Here is an 851-nt window from a genome sequence, read left to right on the forward strand (position 1 = left end):
TTACCTGTCTTGGTTGCTGTAAGGTTAGTATCCGCTGGCGTTGCTACACCAATATCAACCGTGTCACCCGCTTTAATCGCACCACTATTCTTACCGTTGGTTTGTAAATTAAAGCCACCTTTTAAGGTGCTGATATCAGATGTATTAGTTGCGATATTTGACGTATTGGTCGTGATTTGATTACCTTGATTCGTAACAGTTGTCGTCAAATTACTTACATTTTGATTCGTTGTAAATAATTGACCACCATTCACAGCATCTGTTGATGCTGCTGTACTGATATCACCTGCCGCTACATTGGTAATCTTTTTACCACCCGCATTGATCCCAGTCGTTTTATCAACCACCACAGTACCAACAGTCACTTTATCCGCGGTTACACCAGCGTTGTTAATCACTGTATTACCTGTAGTAACGCTGGTTAAATTCAAGTCTTTGCTTAAAGCAAATGCGACATTGTTACCTGTCTTGGTTGCTGTAAGGTTAGTATCCGCTGGCGTTGCTACACCAATATCAACCGTGTCACCCGCTTTAATCGCACCACTATTCTTACCGTTGGTTTGTAAATTAAAGCCACCTTTTAAGGTGCTGATATCAGATGTATTGGTTGCGATATTTGACGTATTGGTCGTGATTTGATTACCTTGATTGGTAACAGTGGTATTTAACGTACTAATGTCTGATGTGTTTTTCGCAACGTTCTGATTCGTTGTAAATAATTGACCACCATTCACAGCATCTGTTGATGCTGCTGAACTGATATCACCTGCTGCTACATTGGTAATCTTTTTACCACCCGCATTGATCCCAGTCGTTTTATCAACCACCACAGTACCAACAGTCACTTTATC

1 pseudogene is annotated in these 851 nt (G+C 40.9%); it reads right to left on the reverse strand.

Going from position 1 to position 851, the window contains the following annotated elements:
• Positions 1–851 (reverse strand): annotated as a pseudogene (locus tag AC07WY_RS21465) (hypothetical protein); the annotation flags it as partial.

Source organism: Acinetobacter sp. GW821-FHT01C12, assembly GCF_059422625.1.